We start from the raw sequence: 2,867 nt of genomic DNA, 5'->3' as shown, positions 1-2,867 counted from the left end.
TGCCCCCACGCAGGACTTCATGTACCCCTCGATCGGCACCAACTGCCTGGCGGACGGCACCAGCGCGATCGCCACGGCGCTGTCGGTGGCGGGTCCGGCGAAGATCCCGACGCCGGGCCCGGGCCCCGGGCAGACCGCCTACGTGTTCACCGCGGTCGGCACGCCCGGGCCCGCCGAGGTGCAGAAGCTGCCGTTGAACGTCACCTGGGTGAACCTGACCACGGGTAAGTCGGGGACGGTTGCGCTCAAGCCGCGCACCGACATCAACGCCGACGGGCCGACGACGCTGACCGCGATCGCCGACACCGGGTCCGGCAGCATCATGTCGACCATTTTCGGGCAGGTCACCACGAAGGAAAAGCAGTGCCAGTTCATGCCCACCATCGGCTCCACGGTGGTGCCGTAGGCCGGCACTGTCCCCCGCCATGGCGCGCGTGCTCCCCTCGGGGACACGCGCGCTCCGGTCTGGCGGGCGGCTAGTACGCCATGAACAGGATCGCGTCGCGGTCGTACTCGAGACCCGGATGATCGCTGGCGAGATGAGCCTGGGTCAGCTCGACCAACTCGTCCTCATCCTTGCCGACGATGGCTTCCCCGCACGGACACGTCAGGTGAGTCTTCACGTTGCCGCCCTTCCCTTCTGGTCACCAACTACTTCGCCGCCTTGGCAGCTGCCTTCATCTGCTTCTTGTACGAACGGACCTTGCCCATCGACTTGGCGTCGACGATGTCGGCGACGGAGATGTGGGTGCCGGCCTTGCCGAACTGCCCGGCCGCCTCGCGCCAGCCTTTCGGGGTGACGCCGTACTGCTTGCCCAGCAACGCCACAAAGATCTGCGCCTTGACATCGCCGAAACCGGGCAGCCCCTTGATCCGCCGCAGCAGCTCCGCGCCGTCGGGGTCCCCGGCGGTCCACAAACCCGCCGCGTCACCGTCGTAACGGTCCACGATGATCTGGGCCAGGGTCTGGATACGTTTGGCCATCGATCCCGGAAAGCGGTGTATCGCAGGCCTTTCCGAGCACAGCGCGGCGAACTTGTCGGGGTCGTAGTCGGCGATCTCGGCGGCGCTGAAGCCGCCCATCCGGTCCGCGATCTTCTTCGGCCCGGAGAAGGCGGTCTCGAAGGGCACCTGCTGGTCAAGGACCATCCCGATGAGCAGCGCCAGCGGATCCTCGTCCAGCAGCGCGTCGGCCTCGGGATCCTGAGCGAGCCAAAGTTTCACCGTCAACGACCAACCTTTCCGCTGAACACCCTAAGACCGATGAGCCGTAGTTGGCAGACTACTCACCCAACCACCGCGTTATCGTGGCGTGGTGGTGGATGAGGCCCGACTGGCGCTGATGCTGGCCCGCGACGAACTGCACGCCCTCGTCACCGCCTATTGCCGGGCCGTCGACCGCGCCGACTACGAAGCGCTGCGCGACCTCTACCACCCCGACGCGACCGACTCGCACGGCTCGTTCTCGGCGGGCGGCGTCGAACAGTTCATCGCGCAGCTGCAGGCGTCCGAACCGTATGTGCGGGTGTCCCAACACAACGTCACCACAACCAACTTCGTCGTCGAGGGCGACACCGCCCGCGGCGAGGTCTACTGCCTCGTTTTCCACACCTTCGCCGGCCCCGAACGCGACGTCGACGTCGTCATCGGCGGTAGGTACCTGGACACCTACACCCGACACGAGGGCCGCTGGAAGTTCGGCCAACGCACCATCGTGGCGGATTGGTCGTACCAGAACGACCCGTCCCGGGTGGACTTCTCCCACCCCAGCACCCGCGGCAGCCTGCGCGGCAAGCCGGGCCGTGACGACCCCTCGATCGGCCTGTTCACGCCGCCCGCGGGCTGAAAACCGTTGGGAGGCAACGGCTAACCGCCGATCCTCACCCGCTCTTACGGCGGAACTCGCGGCGGTTCTCAACCGGCCCGTGCGCCCGCGACTGCTTGCCCCCGCTGTCCTTGTGGTCGGACCCACCCGACGACTTGGCCAGCTTGCGGTCCAGGGCCTCGCGGAACTTGCGCTTGGTGTCGTCGTCCGATTCCGGCGCCTCGGAGGACTTCGATTCAGCCATACCGGCAGCCTAGCGCCGCGCGGCCGGAATCGGGCGGCTACCGCACCCCCGGCGGCATGCCGTAGACGTGCGAGATCGGCAGGGTCAGCAGCACCCGCCGATCGGTGACCATCGCGCGGCGGTACTCGTCCCAATCCGGGTGTTCGCCGGCGATGTTGCGGTACAAGGCAATCAGCGCCTCGACGGTGTCGTCGCCGGGGTCGGACGCCGGCGGCGTCAGCGTGGCCGTGCCCTCGGCCACCGCATACGACCACCCGTCGTCGGCGTCGACCAGGATCGACGCCCGGGGGTCGCGGCGAAGGTTGCGGGTCTTGGCCCGGGGCTCGGTGATCGACACCCGCACGGCCAAGTCACGCGGGTCGAAGTGGTAACTGACGTTCGACAGCTGGGGCCGCCCGTCGCGCTTGATGGTCGCCAGCACCCCGAGAGAGTTCCCACTGATCACGGCGAGCAGCTTGTCGTCGAAGACTTGGCGTCCCATCCCAGCAGCCTACGTCGCGCGTCCAGCGACCGGTCCCGGATCGCGCCGGCCCGCACCGACCTGGTGAAATCGGACCATGACCAAGTACGCGGCCTTCCTGCGCGGAGTCAACGTCGGCGGCGTCAACCTCAAGATGGCCGAGGTGGCACGCGCGCTGACCGATGCGGGTTGCAAGAACGTGCGCACCATCCTGGCCAGCGGCAACATCGTGCTGGAGTCGCCCGCCGGCGCCGCGGGGGTGCGCAAGAAGGCCGAAGCCGCGCTGCGCGACCGTTTCGGCTACGACGCGTGGGTGCTGGTCTATGACCTCGAAACGG

Annotated in this window: 6 protein-coding genes and 1 pseudogene; 3 read left to right on the top strand and 4 right to left on the bottom strand. The window is 67.9% G+C overall.

Translation table 11 applies throughout. The features are described 5' to 3' along the window. Positions 1 to 406: pseudogene (locus A9X03_RS27290) on the top strand (hypothetical protein); the annotation flags it as partial. A 70-nt stretch (positions 407 to 476) separates the two neighbouring features. Here the strand turns inward: A9X03_RS27290 and A9X03_RS27285 are convergent. Both A9X03_RS27285 and A9X03_RS27280 read right to left on the bottom strand, forming a co-directional pair. Continuing rightward, positions 477 to 623, bottom strand: a complete 147-nt coding sequence (locus A9X03_RS27285; RefSeq protein WP_067277197.1) for a DUF1059 domain-containing protein — start codon at positions 621 to 623, stop codon at positions 477 to 479. Between the two features lie 28 nt (positions 624 to 651). Continuing rightward, entirely contained in the window at positions 652 to 1,224 is a 573-nt protein-coding gene (locus A9X03_RS27280) for an HhH-GPD-type base excision DNA repair protein (RefSeq protein ID WP_067755974.1), read from the bottom strand. A gap of 88 nt (positions 1,225 to 1,312) precedes the next feature. On the opposite strand from A9X03_RS27280, the gene A9X03_RS27275 reads away from it, so the two are divergent. Beyond that, a complete protein-coding gene (locus A9X03_RS27275) occupies positions 1,313 to 1,846 on the top strand; it encodes a nuclear transport factor 2 family protein (RefSeq protein ID WP_068263924.1) in 534 nt (177 codons plus the stop codon). Between the two features lie 34 nt (positions 1,847 to 1,880). Here A9X03_RS27275 and A9X03_RS27270 read toward each other — a convergent pair whose 3' ends face one another. Beyond that, positions 1,881 to 2,069, bottom strand: coding sequence for a DUF5302 domain-containing protein (locus tag A9X03_RS27270; protein ID WP_067755834.1), 189 nt, complete (start codon positions 2,067 to 2,069; stop codon positions 1,881 to 1,883). Between the two features lie 37 nt (positions 2,070 to 2,106). Continuing rightward, positions 2,107 to 2,550, bottom strand: a complete 444-nt coding sequence (locus A9X03_RS27265; protein ID WP_067755837.1) for a PPOX class F420-dependent oxidoreductase — start codon at positions 2,548 to 2,550, stop codon at positions 2,107 to 2,109. Positions 2,551 to 2,626: 76 nt separating this feature from the next. On the opposite strand from A9X03_RS27265, the gene A9X03_RS27260 reads away from it, so the two are divergent. Further along, positions 2,627 to 2,867, top strand: a 241-nt coding sequence (locus A9X03_RS27260; RefSeq protein ID WP_156746695.1) for a DUF1697 domain-containing protein, incomplete at its 3' end; no start/stop codon positions are given.

The sequence above is a fragment of the Mycobacterium sp. E1715 genome (assembly GCF_001667625.1).
Lineage (GTDB): Bacteria > Actinomycetota > Actinomycetes > Mycobacteriales > Mycobacteriaceae > Mycobacterium.
The sequence above is the reverse complement of the archived record's forward strand: the minus strand, read 5'-3'. Positions and strand labels throughout refer to the sequence as shown.